General features: G+C 61.0%; 17 protein-coding genes. 6 read left to right on the top strand and 11 right to left on the bottom strand.

Annotated features, from left to right (window positions below):
- The first annotated feature begins 145 nt into the window (after positions 1-145).
- The 3 genes from D109_RS0107720 (at position 146) to D109_RS0107710 (ending at position 5,211) form a co-directional block, all read left to right on the top strand.
- Entirely contained in the window at positions 146-1,435 is a 1,290-nt protein-coding gene (locus D109_RS0107720) for a diguanylate cyclase (RefSeq protein ID WP_026077836.1), read from the top strand.
- A gap of 90 nt (positions 1,436-1,525) precedes the next feature.
- Positions 1,526-3,310, top strand: a complete 1,785-nt coding sequence (locus D109_RS0107715; protein WP_017476384.1) for an acyl-CoA dehydrogenase C-terminal domain-containing protein — start codon at positions 1,526-1,528, stop codon at positions 3,308-3,310.
- A gap of 122 nt (positions 3,311-3,432) precedes the next feature.
- Entirely contained in the window at positions 3,433-5,211 is a 1,779-nt protein-coding gene (locus D109_RS0107710) for an acyl-CoA dehydrogenase C-terminal domain-containing protein (protein ID WP_017476383.1), read from the top strand.
- Positions 5,212-5,437: 226 nt separating this feature from the next.
- On the opposite strand, the gene D109_RS0107705 is transcribed toward D109_RS0107710, so the two are convergent.
- Complete coding sequence (locus D109_RS0107705; protein WP_017476382.1) at positions 5,438-6,328, bottom strand: LysR family transcriptional regulator; 891 nt, start codon at positions 6,326-6,328, stop codon at positions 5,438-5,440.
- Positions 6,329-6,537: 209 nt separating this feature from the next.
- Between D109_RS0107705 and D109_RS0107700 the strand changes: the two genes are divergently transcribed.
- Both D109_RS0107700 and D109_RS1000000132645 read left to right on the top strand, forming a co-directional pair.
- Positions 6,538-7,818 (top strand): aspartate aminotransferase family protein, encoded by a 1,281-nt coding sequence (locus D109_RS0107700; protein WP_017476381.1) that lies wholly within the window; start codon positions 6,538-6,540, stop codon positions 7,816-7,818.
- 185 nt (positions 7,819-8,003) lie between these two features.
- On the top strand, positions 8,004-8,162 hold the full coding sequence (locus D109_RS1000000132645; RefSeq protein ID WP_003211049.1) for a YqaE/Pmp3 family membrane protein: 159 nt from the start codon (positions 8,004-8,006) through the stop codon (positions 8,160-8,162).
- 7 nt (positions 8,163-8,169) lie between these two features.
- Here the strand turns inward: D109_RS1000000132645 and pqqE are convergent, their stop codons facing one another.
- The 10 genes from pqqE to D109_RS0107645 all read right to left on the bottom strand — a co-directional run bounded on the left by pqqE (position 8,170) and on the right by D109_RS0107645 (position 18,082).
- Entirely contained in the window at positions 8,170-9,309 is a 1,140-nt protein-coding gene (gene pqqE / locus D109_RS0107690) for a pyrroloquinoline quinone biosynthesis protein PqqE (protein WP_017476380.1), read from the bottom strand.
- On the bottom strand, positions 9,302-9,577 hold the full coding sequence (pqqD, locus tag D109_RS0107685; protein WP_003211043.1) for a pyrroloquinoline quinone biosynthesis peptide chaperone PqqD: 276 nt from the start codon (positions 9,575-9,577) through the stop codon (positions 9,302-9,304). Before pqqD ends, pqqE begins: the two co-directional genes overlap by 8 nt.
- Positions 9,574-10,326, bottom strand: coding sequence for a pyrroloquinoline-quinone synthase PqqC (pqqC, locus tag D109_RS0107680; RefSeq protein ID WP_017476379.1), 753 nt, complete (start codon positions 10,324-10,326; stop codon positions 9,574-9,576). The genes pqqD and pqqC overlap by 4 nt, the downstream gene beginning before the upstream one ends.
- Before the next feature lie 11 nt (positions 10,327-10,337).
- Positions 10,338-11,249 (bottom strand): pyrroloquinoline quinone biosynthesis protein PqqB, encoded by a 912-nt coding sequence (pqqB, locus tag D109_RS0107675; RefSeq protein ID WP_017476378.1) that lies wholly within the window; start codon positions 11,247-11,249, stop codon positions 10,338-10,340.
- A gap of 77 nt (positions 11,250-11,326) precedes the next feature.
- On the bottom strand, positions 11,327-11,401 hold the full coding sequence (pqqA, locus tag D109_RS1000000132640; protein WP_003194766.1) for a pyrroloquinoline quinone precursor peptide PqqA: 75 nt from the start codon (positions 11,399-11,401) through the stop codon (positions 11,327-11,329).
- Between the two features lie 155 nt (positions 11,402-11,556).
- Entirely contained in the window at positions 11,557-13,926 is a 2,370-nt protein-coding gene (gene pqqF / locus D109_RS0107665; protein ID WP_017476377.1) for a pyrroloquinoline quinone biosynthesis protein PqqF, read from the bottom strand.
- Positions 13,927-13,976: 50 nt separating this feature from the next.
- The gene (locus D109_RS0107660; protein WP_017476376.1) at positions 13,977-14,771 is read right to left on the bottom strand and encodes a carbon-nitrogen hydrolase family protein; all 795 of its coding nucleotides are present in this window, start codon (positions 14,769-14,771) and stop codon (positions 13,977-13,979) included.
- A gap of 10 nt (positions 14,772-14,781) precedes the next feature.
- On the bottom strand, positions 14,782-16,464 hold the full coding sequence (locus D109_RS0107655) for an NAD(P)/FAD-dependent oxidoreductase (protein WP_026077834.1): 1,683 nt from the start codon (positions 16,462-16,464) through the stop codon (positions 14,782-14,784).
- Positions 16,465-16,631: 167 nt separating this feature from the next.
- The gene (locus D109_RS0107650) at positions 16,632-17,114 is read right to left on the bottom strand and encodes an Lrp/AsnC family transcriptional regulator (protein WP_017476374.1); all 483 of its coding nucleotides are present in this window, start codon (positions 17,112-17,114) and stop codon (positions 16,632-16,634) included.
- 56 nt (positions 17,115-17,170) lie between these two features.
- Positions 17,171-18,082 (bottom strand): sugar ABC transporter substrate-binding protein, encoded by a 912-nt coding sequence (locus D109_RS0107645; protein ID WP_017476373.1) that lies wholly within the window; start codon positions 18,080-18,082, stop codon positions 17,171-17,173.
- Between the two features lie 193 nt (positions 18,083-18,275).
- On the opposite strand from D109_RS0107645, the gene D109_RS0107640 reads away from it, so the two are divergent.
- A complete protein-coding gene (locus D109_RS0107640; RefSeq protein WP_017476372.1) occupies positions 18,276-20,636 on the top strand; it encodes a glucose/quinate/shikimate family membrane-bound PQQ-dependent dehydrogenase in 2,361 nt (786 codons plus the stop codon).
- The last annotated feature ends 2 nt before the right edge of the window (positions 20,637-20,638 follow it).

Below are 20,638 nucleotides of genomic sequence, written 5' to 3'. Positions count from 1 at the left end.
CAATAAAAAACCACAGCGCAGCACTCAGGGATTGCGCCGCCCGGCCGTTAAAGTGATGGCAATGTGATACGCATCACATCGAATGTGCTTAACTGTGATCAGTGAAGGCACTGTGCCATCTTTTTAGTGGGTCGGAGCTTTACCCTTGCCACGCGTGTCTGCTTTACGGTTCAGTCATTTTTTACCTTCATTGCTGTTGCTGATGGCGGGGCTCTCGGCTGCGTACGTGAAGGACCTCAATGTGTTCTTCACGTCACTTTTCAATGTGCTGCCGACCCTCGTGCTGCTGCTGGGCGGTTCGTACTGCGCGGTCTACCGCCGCCAGCGCGAGCTGTTCCTGATGATCACGGTGTACGTGGTCTATTTCCTGCTGGACACCCAGACCGATTATTACCGCGACCACGGCCATGTTCGGGAAGACGCGGCAGTGGTCTTCCATCTGTGCTGCCTGTTGTTGCCGCTGCTGTTCAGCATCTATGCGCTCTGGCAGGAAAAAACCCACCTGTTTCGCGACTTCATCGCACGATGCGCGGTGTTGTTTGCGGTCGGCAGCGTGGCGTTGGCCCTTGAGCAAAGTTTCCCCCAGGCCGTGTTGAGCTGGTTGGCCGAGATTCGCTGGCCCGCCTTGCATGGCCGCTGGATGAGCCTGATCCAGTTGTCATACCCGATGTTCCTGATTGGCTTTGTGACGTTGGCCGCGCAGTACTGGTACCAGCCAAGGCCACTGCACGCCGCGCAACTGGTGGGCTTGCTGGGGTTGTTCTGGATGTTGCCGCAGACCTTCATCCTGCCGTTCACCCTGAACATCATGTGCAGCCAGGTGATGCTGATGATTGCCGCCGGTGTGGCCCACGAGGCTTATCAAATGGCCTTCCGTGACGAGCTGACCGGGCTGCCGGGCCGGCGCGCGCTCAACGAACGCATGCAGCGGCTGGGGCGCAACTACGTGCTGGCCATGGGCGACGTCGATCACTTCAAGCGCTTCAACGACACCCATGGGCACGACGTGGGCGATCAGGTACTGCGCCTGGTGGCCAGCAAGCTGTCCAAGGTCAACGGCGGAGGCCGGGCTTATCGGTATGGCGGCGAAGAGTTTGCCGTGGTGTTCGCCGGCAAGACCCTGGATGAATGCCTGCCGCACCTGGAAGAGATCCGCGAAATCATCGCCAACTACGACATCAAGTTGCGTAACCCCGATCGTCCCAACGACGACCAGCAAGGCCGGCAACGACGTGCAGGCAGTGGCGCGTCCAGCGTGTCGGTGACGGTCAGCATCGGCGTCGCCGAGCGCCAGGCCGAGCAGCGCAGCCCTGAAGAAGTGCTCAAATCCGCCGACCAGGCGCTGTACAACGCCAAGGGCGCAGGGCGTAACTGCGTGGTTGCTTCAGGGCAGACCCGCCGCGGCGCGGTACGTATGGACAGCGCTGCCGGTTGAGTGATGGCGGTGTATTCAGCGGCCCTACAGTGATTGTCCGGTGGGCCGTGGGGCAGTAGGTTGAAGGTATCTGCTGCCGGAGACATTGCCATGCCTGACTATAAAGCTCCCCTGCGCGACATGCGCTTTCTGATCGATCACGTCTTTGATTTCCACGGCCACTACGCGGCGCTGGGTGCGACTGACGCCAGCCCGGACATGGTCGGCGCGATCCTCGAAGAAGGCGCCAAGTTCTGTGAAAACGTCCTCTCGCCGTTGAACCGCTCCGGCGATGAAGAGGGCTGCCATTTCGACAACGGTGTGGTGACCACGCCGAAGGGCTTCAAGGAAGCCTTCGCGCAGTACGTGGAAGGCGGCTGGCACGGTTTGGCGGCCGATCCGGCCTACGGCGGGCAGGGCTTGCCAATGTCCCTCGGCCTGGTACTCGCTGAGATGATCTCCTCCAGCAATACGTCCTGGGGCATGTACCCCGGCTTGACCCACGGTGCGATGTCGGCGATCCGTGCCCATGGCACTGAAGAACAGAAAAACACCTACCTGAGCAAACTTACCGCCGGCCAGTGGACCGGCACCATGTGCCTGACCGAAGCCCATTGCGGCACCGACCTGGGGCTGATCAAGACCCGCGCCGTGCCTCAGGCAGATGGTAGCTACGCGATCACCGGCAGCAAGATTTTCATCTCGGCCGGCGAGCACGACATGAGTGAAAACATCATCCACCTGGTGCTGGCCAAGCTGCCGGACGCGCCGGCCGGGACCAAGGGCATTTCGCTGTTTATCGTGCCTAAGTTCCACGCTGACTCAGGTGAACGCAATGCGATGGCTTGCGGCTCGATCGAACACAAGATGGGCATCAAGGCTTCGGCCACCTGTGTGCTGAACTTCGATGGTGCTCGGGGCTTCCTGATCGGTGAGGCGAACAAAGGCCTGAACTGCATGTTCACCATGATGAACCATGCGCGCCTGGGCACCGGCATGCAGGGCCTTTGCCTGGGTGAAGCGAGCTTCCAGGGCGCGATCAAGTACGCCAACGACCGCTTGCAGATGCGCTCGCTGACCGGCGCCAAGGCCCCGGAAAAAGCCGCCGACCCGATCATCGTCCACCCGGATGTGCGGCGCATGTTGCTGACCATGAAAGCCTTCAACGAGGGTAACCGGGCGTTGACCTACTTCTCCGCGCAGTTGCTCGATACCGCGCACTTGAGCGGCGACGAAAGTCAGCGTCAGGAGGCTGAAGACCTGTTGGCCTTCCTTACGCCGATCTGTAAAGCCTTCATGACCGAAACCGGGCTGGAGGTGACTAACCACGGCATGCAGGTGTTCGGTGGCCATGGCTTTATTCGTGAGTGGGGCATGGAGCAGTTGGTGCGGGACTGCCGGATTGCGCCGATCTATGAAGGCACCAATGGCATACAGGCGCTGGATTTGCTCGGGCGCAAAGTGCTCGGTAGCCAGGGCAAGCTGCTGCGTGGTTTTACCAAGATCGTCCACAAGTTCTGCGCGGCCAATGCCGAGCATCCGCAACTCAAGGCCCACGTGGCGCAACTCAACGAGTTGAACCAGCAATGGGGCGAGCTGACGGTCAAGGTCGGCATGGCAGCCATGAAAAACCCCGATGAAGTCGGCGCTGCAGCCTTGGATTACTTGATGTACAGCGGCTATATCATCCTCGCCTACTTGTGGCTGCGGATGGCGCTGGTGGCACAAGAGCAGTTGGAAAGCGGCAAGGGTGATGCCGATTACGCCCGGGGCAAGCTGGCCACCTGCGAGTTCTACTTCAAGCGTCTGCTGCCACGTACGCGCGCGCATCGGGCGGCGGTGGAGGCGGGGAGTGAGTGCCTGATGAGTCTGCCGGCGGAGCTGTTTGCGCTTTAGTGACCGTAAAATACTTGTTGGTCACAAGCAGACCCTATGTGTCACAAAAGTTGTTCGGTTACACTCAGGGTCTGTAAAACTGACCCCACCCGAATAACGCTAAAGTTCTCACGAGGTTTGCCATGGCTGACTATAAAGCGCCGCTGCGCGATATGCGCTTCGTCCTCAACGAAGTTTTCGAGGTCGCCAAACTCTGGGCCCAACTGCCAGCGTTGGCGGAGACTGTCGACGCCGAGACCGTAGAGGCAATCCTCGAAGAAGCCGGCAAAGTCACCTCCAAGACCGTCGCCCCGCTTAGCCGTGGTGGCGACGAAGAAGGTTGCCGCTGGGAGAATGGCGCGGTCTTCACCCCGGCCGGCTTCAAGGACGCCTACAAAACCTACGCCGAAGGCGGTTGGGTGGGTGTGGGCGGCGACCCGACCTACGGCGGCATGGGCATGCCCAAGGCGGTGTCGGCCCAGGTTGAAGAGATGATCAACTCCTCGGGCCTGGCCTTTGGCCTGTACCCGATGCTGACGTCCGGCGCCTGCGTGTCGATCAACACCCACGCCAGCGAAGAACTTAAAGCCACCTACCTGCCGAATATGTACTCGGGCGTGTGGGCCGGCTCCATGTGCCTGACCGAGCCTCATGCGGGCACCGACCTGGGGATTATTCGGACCAAGGCCGAGCCTCAGGCAGACGGTTCCTACAAGGTCAGCGGTACCAAGATCTTCATCACCGGGGGCGAGCACGACCTCACCGAGAACATCATCCACCTGGTGCTGGCCAAGCTGCCGGACGCACCGGCGGGGCCCAAGGGCATCTCGCTGTTCCTGGTGCCCAAGTTCATGGTCAATGCCGACGGCAGCCTGGGGGCGCGCAACCCGGTGACCTGTGGCTCCATCGAACACAAGATGGGCATCCAGGCTTCCGCGACCTGCGTGATGAACTTTGACGAAGCCGTGGGTTACCTGGTGGGCGAGCCGAACCGGGGTCTGGCGGCGATGTTCACCATGATGAACTACGAGCGGCTGGGCGTCGGTATTCAAGGCCTGGCCTCGGGCGAGCGCTCTTATCAGAACGCTATCGAATATGCCCGCGACCGCCTGCAAAGCCGTTCGCCAACCGGTCCGAAAGCCAAGGACAAGGTTGCCGACCCGATCATCGTCCACCCGGACGTGCGGCGCATGCTGCTGACCATGAAAGCCTCCAACGAAGGTGGTCGTGCTTTCTCCACCTACGTGGCAATGCAGCTGGACACCGCCAAGTTCAGCGAAGAAGCCACCACCCGTAAACGTGCAGACGACCTGGTTGCCTTGCTGACCCCGGTTGCCAAGGCATTCCTGACTGACCTGGGCCTGGAAACCACGGTGCACGGCCAGCAGATTTTCGGCGGCCACGGCTACATTCGCGAGTGGGGCCAGGAGCAGCTGGTGCGTGATGTGCGCATCACCCAGATCTACGAAGGCACCAATGGCATTCAGGCCCTGGACCTGGTGGGACGCAAGATCGTCGGCAGTGGCGGGGCGTTCTACAAGCTGTTTGCCGACGAGATCCGCCATTTCACCGCTACTGCGGGCGCCGAACTGGCCGAGTTCACCAAGCCCCTGAACGCGGCGGTGGATGATTTGGATGAGCTGACCGCCTGGCTGCTGGATCGCGCCAAGTCCAACCCGAATGAAATCGGTGCGGCGTCGGTGGAATACCTGCATGCGTTTGGCTACATGGCCTATGCCTACATGTGGGCCCTGATGGCCAAGGCAGCCTTGGGCAAAGAGGCTCAGGAAGATTTCTACGCCAGCAAACTGGGGACTGCGCGCTTCTACTTTGCCCGCTTGCTGCCGAGGATCGCGTCCCTGAGCGCTTCGGTGAAAGCCGGTAGCGAATCACTGTTTTTGCTGGATGAAGCACTGTTCTAAGGGGTTGGAGGGCGTGTAAGCATTCTCTTACATGACGTGCTGCTATTCGTCCTCTATCGCCACATTGGATCCACGGATAATCTACTTCACATGGACGTCGCGCAGGAAGCGCAAAGCAACAACACGGACACGTAGGATTCTGCCAGGAAGGCGGAGTGAAATGGATGTCAGGGAAACAGTCTGCAAAGCCCCGCTTCGGCGGGGTTTTCTTTTGCCTGCGAAAAAGTCAGACAGGCGCGTTCATCACGTCTTCCAGCAGCGTGCGCAACAACTCCAGCGTCGCCTGCTGACGCTGCACATCCCGGCACACCAATCCCACTTTCAACGGCACCCTTGGTTCGCTCAACGGTTTCCATAGCAACGCTTTGCTGTTGTGTTCGTCCTGGGAGCGCCCGGGCATTACTGTCGCCAGCTTGGTGTAGGGCAGGCTGTCGAGAATCCCCACCATCGTATTCAACTCTGCCTGCACTTGCGGACGACGGCCCAGGTTGGCCAGTTGCCCTTGCCAGATCTGCCGTACCTGAAACTCTTCCCCCAGCAGCAACATCGGTAGCTCGGCGGCTTGCTTCAAGGAGACTTTCTTGAATTCCCGCAGCGGGTGGTCAGACGGGATGACCACCTTCAGTTCATCTTCATACAGCAGCACACCGTGCAACCCCGGCTGGCGCGGCGGCAGGTAGCTGATGCCGATGTCGAGCGAACCGTTGAGCAGCCGGCGCTCTATCTCCATGCCGGTCAACTCGTAGATTTGTACGACCAGGTGCGGTTGGGCCTTGCGCACCCGTTCCAGCATCTGTGGTACCAGGCTGGTGTGCACGGTTTGCAGCACGCCGATCGCCAAGGTGCGCAATGCTAGGCCCTTGAAGTTGCGCAAGGCTTCCACGGCCTGCTGCATGCCATCAAGCAAGGGCAGGGCGTGGTTGTACAACGTGTGGGCAGCGAGGGTCGGCAGCAGGCGTTTGCTGCTGCGTTCGAACAAGCTCACGTCGAGGTTCTGTTCGAGCTGGCGGATCTGTTGCGACAAGGCCGGCTGGGAGATCGACAGGCGCTCTGCAGCCCGGCCCACGTGGCCTTCTTCATACACCGCGACGAAATAACGCAGTTGCTTGAAATCCATAAGTAACGCTTATCGAAAATGCTGGAAAATCGAAATGGCCGAGTGCCCCCGAGGCGCCTAGTCTAGCGCCTATTCACAGGGCTTACAGGGCCGGAAAGTGCGATGAGTAGTGTTTATGTTGACGGTGGTTGCATAGGCAGGGCAAAAAACCTCCGCCATGGGGTGATCGGTGATATCGACCAAGGTGCGATTGCCAGCGGGGTTTATCCATGAACCTGTTTAACCTGCGACGCCCTGTCCCCAGCCTTGATGATCTGATCCTCGATGCGAAAACGCCGACACTGCGAGATGACCTTTCCAGCGATTGTTTGATGCCCAGCGTGGTCCGACCGCCCCAGGTGTTTGTGCGTGGCCAGGGCTCCTGGCTGTGGGACGGCGATGACCGCGCCTATCTCGATTTTAGTCAGGGCGGCGGCGCCAACAGCCTGGGTCACAGCCCGCAGGTAGTAATCAAGGCGCTGGCCGATCAGGCCCAATCGCTGATCAATCCCGGTAACAGCCTGCACAACCGCGTTCAACTGAACCTCGCCGACCGCCTGTGCCATCGCACCGGCAGCGACCAGGTCTACCTGCTCAACAGCGGCGCCGAAGCCTGTGAAGCGGCCATCAAGCTGGCGCGCAAATGGGGCCAGCTGCACCGTGGCGGCGCCTATCGCATCATCACCGCGAGCAACGGTTGCCATGGCCGCAGCTTTGCGGCGATGTCGGCATCGGCCGCTGCCAGTGAAAACCGTTTTGAGCCGCAATTGCCGGGATTCAGTCATGTGCCGTTCAACGACCTGCCTGCATTACATGCAGCCGTCGACGCACAGACGGTGGCCATCATGCTTGAGCCGATCCAGAACGATGCCGGCGTCATCCCTGCGACCGAGCACTATCTCAAGGGTGTCGAACGCCTGTGCCGCGAGCTGGGCATCCTGTTGATCCTTGACGAAGTGCAAACCGGCACTGGCCGTTGCGGCACGTTGCTCGCCGAACAGCACTATGGCGTACGCGCCGACATCATCTGCCTGGGCAAGGGCTTGGGGGGCGGTGTGCCGATGGCGGCGTTGCTCGCCCGGGGCAAGGCGTGTTGTTTTGAAATCGGTGAACTGGAAGGCACCCACCATGGCAGCGCGCTGATGGCCTCCGCTGGTTTGGCGGTGATCGATACCGTACTGAGCCACGGGTTTCTGGAGCACGTTTGCGAAGTTGGCGCTTATCTGGGCGAAGGGCTTGCCCGCCTGGCTCATCGTTATGGCCAGGGCGAACTGCGTGGCCAAGGTCTGCTGTGGGGACTGACCCTGTCGGAAGACTCGGCAGATGCAGTGGTAAAGGCCGCGCTGAGTGAAGGACTGATCCTGAGCGCGCCGCAACCTGACTGTCTGCGTTTCACCCCGGCGCTCACGTTAAGCAAAAGCAACGTCGACGAAATGCTCCTGCGCCTGGCCCGCGCTTTCTCCCGAGTGCGCACCGCACAGCTGCAATGCCGCAAGGGCATTGCCGTTTAACCCCTTATTTCCTGAACCGTCTCGCGGTATACGCGGCGCCTCCAGCCTGATTCTTTTGGCTGGGGGCGTTTTTTTGTCTGCGAATTCGACGATGGCTGAGTGCCAGATTCCACTGAACCCTTACCAACGGCCAAGGTCGATTAGCTTGTACGGCTCACACGAGCCGATTTTCTGGAGCTGAACCCATGGATATCATTCGCATCATCATCGCCATTCTGCTGCCGCCACTGGGTGTGTTCCTGCAAGTGGGTTTCGCTGGCGCGTTCTGGCTGAATATTTTGCTGACCTTGTGCGGTTACATCCCGGGTATCGTGCACGCGGTGTACATCATCGCCAAACGCTAAAAAGACCTCAGCCTTTCGCGATCAGCCGTGAGTTTCGCTCGTTGCGAAAGGCCAGTTGCTCGATGGTCTGAGTGGCGTGCTCCGCGTCTTCACGGGCCTGAAGGATCAGCCCGTGATGCTCTGACTTGCTGCATACCGGGTCAGCATTGCTGGCATCTCCGGTCAGCATGAACGCCTGGCAGCGGCAGCCGCCGAAGTCCTTTTCCTTCTCATCGCATGAACGGCACGGCTCGGGCATCCAGTCGTAGCCGCGAAAGCGGTTGAAGCCAAACGAGTCGTACCAGATGTGTTGCATGCTGTGGTCGCGCACGTTGGGAAACTGCACCGGCATCTGTCGGGCGCCGTGGCACGGCAGGGCAGTACCGTCCGGCGTCACTGTCAGAAAGATGCTGCCCCAGCCATTCATGCAGGCTTTCGGGCGTTCCTCGTAATAATCCGGCGTGACGAAGATCAGCTTGCACGGGTGGCCTTCGGCTTCGAGCTTGGCGCGGTATTCGTTGGTGATGCGTTCGGCGCGCACCAGCTGTTCCTGGGTTGGCAACAGGCCGACCCGATTGAGCTGGGCCCAGCCGTAGAACTGGCAGGTGGCAAGCTCGACAAAGTCCGCTTCCAGGGCAATGCATAGCTCAATGATGCGGTCGATCTTGTCGATATTGTGCCGATGGGTGACGAAGTTCAGCACCATCGGGTAGCCGTGAGCTTTTACTGCCCGGGCCATTTCGAGTTTTTGCGCGAAGGCTTTTTTCGAGCCGGCCAGCAGATTGTTCACTTGCTCGTCGCTGGCCTGGAAGCTGATCTGGATATGGTCCAGGCCCGCCTTCTTGAAGTCACTGATTTTCTGCTCGGTGAGGCCGATGCCTGAAGTGATCAGGTTGGTGTAGAAGCCCAACTTGCGCGCCTCGGCGATCAGTTCGGCGAGGTCCTGGCGCACCAGCGGTTCGCCGCCGGAAAAGCCCAGTTGTGCGGCACCCATTTCCCGGGCTTCGCGAAACACCTTGATCCACTGTTCGGTGCTCAGCTCCTTGCCCTGCTCGGCGAAATCCAGCGGGTTGGAGCAGTACGGGCATTGCAGCGGGCAACGATAGGTCAGCTCGGCCAGCAACCAGAGTGGCAGGCCAATCTCCGGTTTCGGTGGCAGGTCAGGCAAGTTCGATCCAGTGCTGAGCACGGGCAACCTCCATGAATTGCTCGATGTCTTCACCGAGCTCGGGTACGCCAGGGAATTGCTTGTCCAGCTCGGCAATGATCGCGCTTACATCGCGCTCGCCATCGATCAAGCCACCGATCAGCGCGGCGCTGTCGTTGAGCTTGATCATGCCTTCCGGGTACAGCAGCACGTGGCCTTTCTGCGCCGGTTCGTACTGGAAGCGATAGCCCTGGCGCCAGGTTGGTTTTTTGCTGCGATCGAAGCTCATAGGGTGATCCCCTTATGCCATACACGCTGATCGGTCACGCTGTGATACGGCGGGCGTTTCAGTTCGTAAGCCATGCTCATGGCATCGAGCATGCTCCAAAGAATGTCCAGTTTGAACTGGAGAATTTCCAGCATGCGCTCCTGGCCTTTGCGGGTGGTGTAGTGCTGCAAGGTGATCGCCAAACCGTGTTCCACATCCCGGCGAGCCTGGCCCAGCCGCGTACGGAAATACTCATAGCCGGCCGGGTCGATCCACGGGTAATGCTGGGGCCAGCTGTCGAGGCGCGACTGGTGGATCTGCGGGGCGAACAGCTCTGTCAGGGAACTGCTGGCGGCTTCCTGCCAGCTGGCGCGATGGGCGAAGTTGACGTAGGCGTCTACCGCAAATCGTACGCCGGGCAGTACCAATTCCTGGGAGCGCAGTTGATCCGGGTCCATGCCGACCGCCTGGCCCAGGCGTAGCCAGGCTTCAATGCCGCCGTCTTCGCCGGGGGCGCCGTCGTGATCCAACAGGCGCTGAATCCACTCACGACGAATCTCCCGGTCCGGGCAGTTGGCCAGGATCGCGGCGTCCTTGAGGGGAATGTTCACCTGGTAATAAAAGCGGTTGGCGACCCAGCCCTGGATCTGCTCGCGGGTGGCGCGGCCTTCATACATCGCCACGTGATACGGGTGATGGATATGGTAGAAGGTGCCCTTGGCCCGCAGGGCCTGTTCAAACTCGGCGGTGGTCAGTGGTGTGTCAGTCATTTGGCTCGCTCCTACAATTCAATGCTCATGCCGTCGTACGCCACTTCCACATTGCGTCGCAGCAGCTCGGCTCGCTCGGGCGAGTCCTCGTCCAGGATCGGGTTGGTGTTGTTGATGTGGATAAGCACTTTGCGCTGTTTGGGCAACTGCTCCAGCACCTCCAGCATGCCGCCGGGGCCGTTTTGTGCCAGGTGGCCCATCTCGCGACCGGTGCGGGTGCCAACGCCCCGGCGCTGCATTTCGTCGTCATCCCACATCGTGCCGTCCACCAGCAGGCAATCGCTGCCGGCCATGATCTCCCGCAACGGTCCGTCGACCTTGCCCAGGCCCGGCGCATAGAACAGCTTGCCGCCGGTGCGCAGGTCTTCGACGATCAGGCCGATGTTGTCGCCCGGGTGTGGGTCGAATCGGTGAGGCGAGTAGGGCGGTGCCGCGCTGCGCAGGGGCAATGGTGTAAAGCGCAGGTTGGGGCAGGCGGGAATGGTGAAGCTGGCATCCAGCTCGATGCGGTTCCAGGCCAGGCCGCCGTTCCAATGGGTGAGCATGGTGAACAGCGGGAAGCCGGTGCTCAGGTCTTCATGGACCATGTCGGTGCACCACACCTGGTGCGGGCAGCCTTCGCGCAGGCTGAGCAGGCCGGTGGTGTGGTCGATCTGGCTGTCCATCAGGATGATCGCGCTGATGCCGGTATCCCGCAGGGCGCGGCCGGGTTGCATCGGGGCGAACCCTTGAAGCTGGGCGCGGATATCTGGCGACGCGTTGCACAGCACCCAGTTCACGCCGTCATCGGAAATCGCGATGGACGACTGGGTACGCGCCTCGGCCCGCAGGCTACCGTCGCGAAAACCTGCGCAGTTCACGCAGTTGCAGTTCCATTGCGGGAAACCACCGCCCGCGGCGGAACCTAGAATCTGGACAAACATGGCCGCTCCACTACACATAACTCAAAAATAAAAACGCCCCGGGCGGGCCGAGGCGTTGCATTGCGATACAAAGCCAATCAGCGGCTGGCAAAGTACATGGTGACTTCAAAGCCGATACGCAGATCAGTGTAAGCAGGTTTGGACCAGGTCATGTTCTTACTCCTACGGATGGATGGGACATTTACTACCAATACATATAGTCCACCTCCAAGCGGAGATGTTCAGAGGTGTGCATGTGAATGTTACGTACTTCTGGTGAAGATAGCGCTGTCCTGTGGGAAAAAGCCTTTTACCGAAGCGGCAATGATCAGCCAGATCGCTGCCAGGAGCCGGCGGCACAAGCGCCATTGGCCACACAACGCCATCCGCCTGCAGCAGCATTGAGTTGCTGTGCAGCTTCCATTAAATCCTCGCGGGAGCGGGTCTGGATGAAATCTTGCAACTGCTGGATGTAATCCGACGAGTGGCCTGCCAAGTGCGCGTGCCAGAGCAGTTCGGCGGCTTGGGCGGTGGGCAGGGCGTCGATGGAAAATTGCCGGGCCAGATCGTTCGGCAGTTCGCTGGCGTTGATCAGCGTGGGCAGTTGCTTCAGGAACGCCTGCAGGTGATCGAGGATTTGCGCAAGAGACGCGCTTGGGGATTGCACTCCAAACAGCAGGCCGGTTTGCCCGTTGAACTGTCGGATGCCGCTGAACACCGCGTAGCCCAATTGAAGCTCAACACGCAGTTGTTGGTAGAACGGCGCTTGCACCCGATGCGCGAGTAAACGCCAGCATGCCTCGTCGGCCAGGGATTGGCTGGGTGTGGGGCAGAACAGCAGCAACGCGGCGTCGCGGGAATCGGTACTCACTTCATGCCACACATGCTGGCCGCTGATTGATGGAAGCTTGCCGATAGCCGCTTCCGGTTGCCCCGGCAGTTTCCCTGCTGCGCTTTTTATCGCCATCTCACAGGCGGTGGGCAGTCCGACGGCAAGCCCTTGCCAGCGAGCGGTCGACCATCGATCCGGCCCGGCCATCTGTTCTGCAGGTGGGATGCTGGCGCAATAGCCGGGCAATGCCTTGAGCAACTGCCGGATCGCCAGGGTCTGTGCCGCGGCGGGGTGCGTCACGGTCGTTTCATCCAGCTGGGTTAGCCCGCGTGCCACTTCCTCCAATATCGCGGGCATGGGTTCGTGCAGCCCGACCATCTTCAACTGCCAGAAACCGCCAATTGTCTCGAACGACAGCTGGACGCCAGCCTGGCTGGCGTTCTCACGCAGCTGGGGGAAAAGCTCGTCATGCAACGGCGAATCCAGACGCCAGCGCAGGTAGAGGGCGCCTTCATCCGTGTCGCCTGGCAGCGCCTGGCTGAAGGTCAACGCCGAGAGGTCCTTTCGGCCACGGGAGCGATCCTGGGCGAACGTGCGCAGGCCGCGATGGGCGCTGGTCTGGCCTCGAATCAAACCCGGGCGCTCTTCCTTGACCGCCGGGCGCAGGAACGGGTTGGCCGGTAGTTGCCAGGCGTGCCGGGACGGTGGCAATTGCAGCGCGTCCAACAGGACTTTGAGGGACGTGGCGCTATGCTCGGACAAAACGGGCTCATGATGCTGTCGGGCCAATGCCAGGGCACCGCTGACCTGTAGTTTGCGAGCGAGCAGCAACGCGTACTCTTCCCGCAACAGGGTCCAGTCACTGTGGGCGAAAAAGCTCAGCCAGTCGCGCAACAGTTCTTCGATCAGGGTCGTCTTTGGGTGGCCGTGAGTGTCCAGAGTGAACTTGATATCCAATAGCGCTTGGCCGGCAAACTGGTACAAAACCGTCGCGTTGATGGCACTGACCCACTGCCGCGACTGCAACTCGGCGAGCAATCCGCCCGGCGCCGAAGCGTTCAGCCACAAGCAGAGGAAATCCAGCGCCTCAGGGGAGGCTTCGCTCACCACCACCTGATGCCAGCGGTGTTCATCGGCGTATTGATACGTGCATTGGTTGCCGGCCAGCAACGCGGGCGAAGGCTTCTGTGGCAGCAGCGACGCAGTCTTCAGCGCCGCACCGAACTGTTGCGCCAACGCCTCTAGCTCCGCCAGCGACTGAGGGCCCGCAAGGCTCAAGGTCATCTGCCCGGTCTGATAGAAACTTTCATAAAAATCCTGCAACGCCTGCTGAAAATCCTCACGCTCTACCGCCAAGCTATCCCGATTGCCCGCATGAAACGCCCGCAATGGATGATCCGCCGCAACACCTTCCAGCAACGCCTGTTGCTGTTGCGCCGTGGCATCTTGCGACCAGGCGATAAACTCCGCCTGCAACACTTCGCGCTCGCGCAACTGGTCTTCCAGGGCCAAACGCGGATGGGCGAGCATGTCTCCCAAACGCTCCAACGCCGCCTCAAATGCCGAAACAGGCACCTCAAAGAAAAAGTCGGTAGTGCGTTCGCGAGTGCTGGCATTGACCTGCCCACCCTGGCGCTGCACGTAGGGCATCAGCCCTTCGCTCGCCGGAAAACGCTCGGTGCCCAGGAACAGCAAATGCTCAAGAAAATGCGCCAGTCCCGGCCAGGCCAAGGGCACATCGTGACTGCCCGCCGCAACGCGCAAGGCCGCCGCGCAACGCTTCAAATGCGGCGCATGACGCAAGGAAACCCGCAGGCCGTTGGCCAGGGTCAGTTGAAGGTAATGAGGGTGGGCCGGCGCAGGCATGAGCACTTCCGAAACGTAGGAAGTGCCTATGCTAGCGCAAACCTGCCGGATCAGTGCTTGTGCAACGCACCATAAAGCTCGGGACGCCGGTCCAGCAGGTAGCGATTGGCCGCGCGTGAGTCGATCATCAACTGCCGATCCAGAGTGCCGACAATCAACGCCTCATCGAGACCCGCCTGGGCAATCCGCTGGCCATCCGGCGCGGCGATGCTGCTTTGCCCGCAATACTGGATCTCGCCTTCCTGCCCGCAGTAATTGGCGTAGGCCACATAACACTGGTTTTCAAACGCCCGCGCCCGCACGGTCACATCGGCGACGAAATCGAAAGGCACCATATTGGCCGTCGGTACCAGGATCAACTCCGCCCCGGCCAGCGCCAGGCGACGGGTGTTCTCCGGGAACTCCAGGTCATAGCAAATCAGGAAACCCAGCGTCCAGCCGTTCAATTCCACCAGCGGGAAATCATCGTCGCCGGCGCTGAACATCGAGTTGTCGAGATCGCCAAACAGGTGCGTCTTGCGGTAGTTGCACAGGCGTTGGCCGTTGGCGTCGATCAACTGCACGGCGTTGTAGATTTGCCCGTCTGCACCGCGTTCCGGATAGCCATACAGAATCGCCACGCCCGAGTTTTTCGCCAGCGCGGCGATGGATTGGGCAGCGGGGCCGTCCTGGGTTTCAGCCAAGGCGCCGACCGCTTCCACGCCGATGTTGTAGCCGGTGAGAAACATCTCCGGCAGTACCAGCAGGTCGGCGTCGGTGGCCTCCTGCGCCAACTGATGCAGGCGCTTGAGATTGCCGGCCACGTCCAGCGGCAGAGGCGGGCATTGATACAGGGCGACACGCATGGGCAACTCCTTACTCGGGCAGCGCGATTGGCCCGATCTCATCGAATACATCCCCCGGCCCCGGGTTCTGCGGGTGAGTGCTGCCACCGAAGTGAGTCATGATGCCCCACACCGCGTTCAGCGAGGTTTGCACGGCACCTTCGACCCACGCAGGCGTCCAGGACACGTCGTCACCGGCGATGAAAATACCGCGTTGCTCAGCCGGCATGTCCTTCTGCATGAAGTGCGCATACATTCGTTGGTTGTAGCGATAGTGGCCCGGCAGTGCGCCTTTGAAGGCACCGAGGAAATGCGGGTCGGCTTCCCACGATACGGTGATCGGATCGCCGATGATCCGTGCGGCGATGTCGACTTTCGGGTAGATCTTTTTCAACGCGTCGAGGGCCAGTTTCACCCGCTTCTCGATGGGCTGCGGGAGCATTTTCAGGGCGTCGCTCATCCAGGAATAGGACAGGCAAATCACCCCCGGCTTATCGTCGCCATTGTCGAACAGATAGGTGCCGCGGGTCAGGCGATCCGTCAGCGTCATGCTCATCAGGTCGCGGCCGGTTTCCGGATCCTTGTCCTTCCAGAATGGCCGGTCGACCATCACGAAGGTTTTCGACGACTGCATATAGCGGGTGCGGTCCAGAGCCATCCACATCTTTTGCGAAAACAGGGTTTCGTCGCACTCGATCTGGGTGGTCAGCAGCCAGCTCTGGCAGGTGGTCAGCACGGCGGCGTATTCACGGGTGTCGCCGTAGTTGTCGGTGACCGCGAAACGGCCGTCCGGCGCGTGGGCAATGCGCTTGACCCCCGCCCGTGGCGCGCCGTTGTGCAGGGAGCTGAGGCTGGTGCCTTCCGGCCAGTGGGCGCAACGCTCCGGCACATGGCGCCAGATGCCCATGGGCACTTGGGCGACGCCGCCCACCACCAGGTGCTGGTGATCGTCGCAGTTGGTCATCACCACGCGGAAGATTTCCAGCATCGAGTTGGGGAAGTCCGAGTCCCAGCCGCCGGTGCCGAAGCCGACCTGGCCGAACACTTCGCGGTGATGGAACGACAACTTGGCAAACGCTTTGGAGGTGGCGACGAAGTCGTAGAAGGTGCGGTCGTCCCACAACGGAACCAGCGTATTCCACAACTCTTTCAGACGCGGTACGTCACGGTCGCGAATCGCTTGCTGGATATCGCTGAACTGCGAGCCGGCCTCCAGGGCGTCGGCCCAGGCGTCAGCCACTTCCTGGAACAGTGCAGGAAGGTCGGCGAGTTTCTGTGCGTAGTGCGTCTGGCCTTCGAGGTCGATGACCGTGCTGCCGGAGGCGGGCGTCAGCGGGTTGGGAAAGGGTTTCGTCTCAAGCCCGAGCTTGTCCACATAGTGGTAGAACGCAGTGGAGGACACCGGGAAGCGCATGCCGCCCAGTTCCGCGATGATGCCTTCGGCGCCTTCGAACGCCTGGGAGCGCAGGCGGCCACCCATTTTCGAGGCTTCATACACCACGGGTTTCAGGCCGAGCTTCATCAGCTCATAGGCGGCCACCAATCCGGCAATCCCGGCGCCGACGATCGCCACTTCGGCGCCGTGGTTGGCCGCCGGAATACTGCCCGGGCCCGCCGGGTGTTCGATCCAGTCATCAAAGGCGAACGGGAAGTCCGGGCCAAAGATGGTGATTGGCTTTTTACCGTTGGCGGGGTGGCGGTTGGGCTTGCTGATGGTGCTGGAAGGAATGCTCATGGCTGACCTTGCTGGCGGCTCGGCGGGGCGCGACCCACTGAGTATAGGAAAAGATGGCAGCCATTCTAGGGAGCGTAGCATTCGTTAATAAGACGCAATGTGTCGCCGGAATGAATTGTTTTTAGTCAGAGTGACGAGGTCATTGATCAGATTGGTTGGCCGCGATCCAGTTTGTTACTGAGGATGATCGAGGTGGTGGTCTTCTCCACGCCGTCGACGCTGCCGATCTGGTCCAGCAGTTGATCAAGCTGTTCCGGCGAATCGGTACGCAGCCAGGCCACGTAATCGAACTCGCCACTGACTGCACACAGTTGCTGAACCTGCGCCATGGCGCTGATCCGGCGCAGCACTTCCTTGCCGGAGCGCGGTTGCACGGTAATCCCCACGTAGGCCTGCAAGCCGCCATTTACCACGCGCTGGCTCAGGCGCACGCCGTAGCCGGTAATCACTTGGGTTTTTTCCAGGCGCGCGAGGCGCGAGGTGACGGTGGTGCGGGCGATGCCCAACTGCCGGGCGAGCATGGCCACACTTTCGCGGGCGTTGATCTGCAAGGCGGCAATCAACTGTCGATCGATTTCATCGAGGACGGGAGTGTGAGAGGCGGGCAAGGTGTTCTCCGGCGCGGGCATCAATGGGCGATCATGTTACAGGCTCGGTCCCCTTGATGCTCGCGGCGGCGTTTGGCTCAGTTGCGCAGGAACTGCTGGTAGTTTTCCGGGGTGACCAGTTGCGTAGGAATCCATACATCGCCTTGCAGGGCGGCATGCTTGATCAGCATCAGCGCGGCGTCCACTGAGCCGGCGCCGATGGCCACCGGGTCGCGGAAAACGGTCACTGCCAGTTGGCCCTTTTTCAGCGCCTGCAAACCATCCGGCGTACCGTCGATGCCGCCCACCAGAATGTCCTGGCGCCCGGTCTGGTGCAGGGCCATGGCGGCGCCGATGCCCATCTCGTCATTGTTGGAGGCCACGGCGTTGATGGTCTGGCCCTTGGTCAGCCAATCATTCATCAGGTCCATGCCTTTTTCCCGCTGCCAGTCGCCGGACTGTTCCTCGACGACTTTGATCCCGGGGTACTTGGCCAGCACATCCTTGACCCCATTGGTGCGCTTGCCGGTATCACTGTGGGCGAGGCGGCCGAGGATGATCGCCAGGTTGCCTTTGCCGCCCATTTTCTCGGCCAGGTACTCCATCTGCATCCGGCCGATGGCGCGCTCGTCGGTGCCGACGAAGACGACGCCAGGCGGGAAGGTTTCGACCTCGGGACGGCTATTCATGTACACCAGCGGGATACCGGCGGTGTTGGCTTTCTCGGTGATCTTGCGGGTGGCCGCGGTGTCCGCCGGGTTGACGATGATCGCGTCGACTTTCTGGCTGATAAAGCTTTCCACCTGGTTCAACTGGCGCACCACGTCACTGGCGGAATCTTCCACCTGCAGCTTGACTCCATCAGGTGAGGCCTTGGCCCGATCCTGCATGGCCTGCACCAGGTAGGACACGTAGTTATCGAACTGCCCAACCGATACCCCGATGCGCAATTCGGCGTGGGCGGCGGTGGACAGCAACAGGGCACAGGCACAGCCAAGCAGGCGCTTCATGGGAGGTTCCTTTTTATTGTTCTGGTGCGACAAAGATTCTGAAGTAGACACTATTGGAAATAAAATTCCACTTCAAGTAAGCCTCGGAATTTCTTTTCGCCGATGATCGAACACATTAATTTGTGCCAGATTGTTAAAAGTAACTGTTTGGTACATTATTTCCCGTTGGGTATACAGGAAGGACGTGTGCGAGATGAATAACTTTGGGGCTGCCACCGGCAGCAGATGGTTGCTGGTTGGGCTGGGCCTGCTGATCGCCTTGATCGGCCTGGGTTTGGCAGGTGGCGGCGGTTACCTCGTAGCGCTGGGCGGCAGTTGGTATTTCCTGCTGATGGGCCTGGCGATGCTGGTCTCCGGCGTACTGATCGCCAAACGTCGGCCTCAAGGCGCCTGGCTGTACGCCGTGGCGTTGGTACTGACCGCGATCTGGGCGGTGTGGGACACCGGGCTGGAATACTGGCCGCTTGTTTCACGAGTCCTGACCTTTGCCGTCATCGGCCTGGTGGTCGCGCTGATTTATCCACAGCTCGCCCGCGCCTCGGGATCGACACCCGGGCGCGGCGCCTATGGTGTCGCCGGGCTGCTGGGCCTTGGCGTGGTCGCCACGCTGGCGTACATGTTTGTGCCGACCCATGTGGTCAAGGTCAGCAGTGAGCCTGCGGTGACGCCGGTGACACCGGGCACCGAGCAAAAAGATTGGGCCCACTGGGGCAATACCACTGCTGGCAACCGATTTGCCGCGCTGGACCAGATCAACAAAGGCAACATCGACAAGTTGCAGGTGGCCTGGACCTTCCACACCGGCGATATTCCCGAGAGCAATGGCGCCGGTGCCGAAGACCAGAACACCCCGCTGCAGATCGGTGACAGCGTTTACGTGTGCACCGCCTACGGCAAAGTCTTCTCCCTGGACGCCGACACCGGCGCCCAACGCTGGAAATTCGACCCCCAGGGCAGTGGCCCGAACTGGCAGCGTTGCCGTGGCCTGGGCTATTTCGACAGCAGCGCCAGCGAGCAACCCGCCAGTGCTAAAGCCTGTGTGAAACGTCTGTTTCTGCCGACCGGCGATGCCCGTATGATTGCGCTCAATGCTGAAACCGGCGCGCCCTGCGAAGACTTCGGCGACCACGGCACCGTCGACCTGAAAACCGACATGGGCGAAGTAAAACCCGGCTATTACCAGCAAACCTCGACGCCACTGGTGGCGGGCAATGTGGTGATCGTCGGCGGGCGTGTGGCAGACAACTTCTCCACCGGCGAACCGCCAGGCGTGGTGCGTGCCTTTGACGTGCACAGCGGCGAACTGGTGTGGGCCTGGGACCCGGGCAACCCGAACACCACCAAGCGCCCGCCTGCGGGCGAGACCTATACCCGAGGCACGCCGAACGTGTGGTCGGCCATGTCCTACGACGCCAAGCTCGGCCTGGTCTACCTGCCTACCGGCAACGCCACCCCGGATTTCTTCGCCGGTGAACGCACCGCCTATGACGACAAGTGGAGTTCCTCCATCGTCGCCCTCGACGTGAAGACCGGCCAGGTGCGCTGGCACTTCCAGACCACTCACCACGACCTGTGGGACTTTGACCTGCCGGCGCAACCGCTGCTCTACGACATTCCGGACGGCAACGGCGGCGTACAGCCGGCACTGGCTCAAGTCACCAAGCAAGGCGAAATTTTCCTGCTCAACCGCGAAACCGGCGTACCCATCGCCCGGGTCGAAGAGCGTCCGGTGCCCCAGGGCAATGTGCCCGGCGAGCGTTATTCGCCGACCCAGCCGTTCTCGGTGGACATGCCTTCCATCGGCAATCAGCAACTGACCGAATCCGACATGTGGGGCGCCACGCCGTTTGACCAACTGATGTGCCGCATCCAGTTCAAGGGCATGCGGCACCAGGGCGTCTATACGCCGCCAGGCCTGGACCGCGCGCTGCAATTCCCGGGTTCGCTGGGGGGGATGAACTGGGGCAGTGTGTCGGTGGACCCGAACACCCACTACATGTTCGTTAACGACATGCGCCTGGGTTTGGCCAACTACATGATCCCGCGCGACAAGATCGCCGCCGGTGCCAGTGGCATCGAAATGGGCGTGGTGCCGCAAGAAGGCACGCCGTTCGGCGCCATGCGCGAGCGCTTCCTCTCGGCGGCGGGCATTCCGTGTCAGAAACCGCCGTTTGGCACTATGTCGGCCATCGATCTGAAAACCCACAAGCTGATGTGGCAAGTGCCGGTGGGCACGGTTGAAGACACCGGCCCGCTGGGGATCCGCATGCACATGCCGATTCCGATAGGCATGCCGACTCTTGGCGCGTCCCTGGCGACCCAGTCGGGCTTGCTGTTTTTCGCTGGCACCCAGGACTTCTACCTGCGCGCCTTCGATACCGGCAACGGTAACGAGATCTGGAAGTCCCGGCTGCCCGTCGGTAGCCAGTCTGGGCCGATGACTTACGTCTCGCCCAAGACGGGAACGCAGTACATCGTGCTCACCGCCGGTGGCGCGCGACAGTCGCCGGACCGTGGGGACTATGTGATTGCCTACGCGTTGCCCAAGAAATAGGG

Origin of the sequence: Pseudomonas sp. PAMC 26793, assembly GCF_000313235.1 — a bacterium.
GTDB lineage: Bacteria > Pseudomonadota > Gammaproteobacteria > Pseudomonadales > Pseudomonadaceae > Aquipseudomonas > Aquipseudomonas yamanorum.
The sequence above is the reverse complement of the archived record's forward strand: the minus strand, read 5'-3'. Positions and strand labels throughout refer to the sequence as shown.

Coding starts and splice junctions, on each gene's coding strand:
- D109_RS0107715 (WP_017476384.1), top strand. CDS start 1,526: ATGCCTGACTATAAAGCTCCCCTGCGCGACATGCGCTTTCTGATCGAT.
- D109_RS0107710 (WP_017476383.1), top strand. CDS start 3,433: ATGGCTGACTATAAAGCGCCGCTGCGCGATATGCGCTTCGTCCTCAAC.
- D109_RS0107705 (WP_017476382.1), bottom strand. CDS start 6,328: ATGGATTTCAAGCAACTGCGTTATTTCGTCGCGGTGTATGAAGAAGGC.
- D109_RS0107700 (WP_017476381.1), top strand. CDS start 6,538: ATGAACCTGTTTAACCTGCGACGCCCTGTCCCCAGCCTTGATGATCTG.
- D109_RS1000000132645 (WP_003211049.1), top strand. CDS start 8,004: ATGGATATCATTCGCATCATCATCGCCATTCTGCTGCCGCCACTGGGT.
- pqqD (WP_003211043.1), bottom strand. CDS start 9,577: ATGAGCTTCGATCGCAGCAAAAAACCAACCTGGCGCCAGGGCTATCGC.
- pqqC (WP_017476379.1), bottom strand. CDS start 10,326: ATGACTGACACACCACTGACCACCGCCGAGTTTGAACAGGCCCTGCGG.
- pqqB (WP_017476378.1), bottom strand. CDS start 11,249: ATGTTTGTCCAGATTCTAGGTTCCGCCGCGGGCGGTGGTTTCCCGCAA.
- pqqF (WP_017476377.1), bottom strand. CDS start 13,926: ATGCCTGCGCCGGCCCACCCTCATTACCTTCAACTGACCCTGGCCAAC.
- D109_RS0107660 (WP_017476376.1), bottom strand. CDS start 14,771: ATGCGTGTCGCCCTGTATCAATGCCCGCCTCTGCCGCTGGACGTGGCC.
- D109_RS0107650 (WP_017476374.1), bottom strand. CDS start 17,114: ATGCCCGCGCCGGAGAACACCTTGCCCGCCTCTCACACTCCCGTCCTC.
- D109_RS0107645 (WP_017476373.1), bottom strand. CDS start 18,082: ATGAAGCGCCTGCTTGGCTGTGCCTGTGCCCTGTTGCTGTCCACCGCC.
- D109_RS0107640 (WP_017476372.1), top strand. CDS start 18,276: ATGAATAACTTTGGGGCTGCCACCGGCAGCAGATGGTTGCTGGTTGGG.